Origin of the sequence: Ferrovum myxofaciens, assembly GCF_000735045.1 — a bacterium.
GTDB lineage: Bacteria > Pseudomonadota > Gammaproteobacteria > Burkholderiales > Ferrovaceae > Ferrovum > Ferrovum myxofaciens.
Genome location: NZ_JPOQ01000479.1, coordinates 1 through 253 on the forward strand (window position 1 = coordinate 1; position 253 = coordinate 253).

The window sequence follows — 253 nt, forward strand, 5'->3', positions numbered from 1 at the left end:
ATATGGGATGGGTGGTGCGTGTTGCTCATAACGCAGCGTGCGAGGAATGCGGAATACACATCCCGTTGCACAACTCCCGATCCATCCCCCAGCACATGCCACCGCTGACTGAGCGGCTTCTTTGTGCAAACTCCGGTGGTGTGGTCGTACTGCGACATTTTCAGCGACCAGGTGTGCAAATCAATCAACTTGCCGCCAGCACTTTCAGCCTTGCGACGCAATTGTTCGACGAACATTCCGGGTGCTCTGACTT

At 54.9% G+C, this 253-nt stretch carries 1 pseudogene; it reads right to left on the minus strand.

Annotated features, from left to right (window positions below):
* Positions 1 to 236, minus strand: a pseudogene (locus IV91_RS19405) (transposase); the annotation flags it as partial.
* Positions 237 to 253 lie beyond the last annotated feature (17 nt).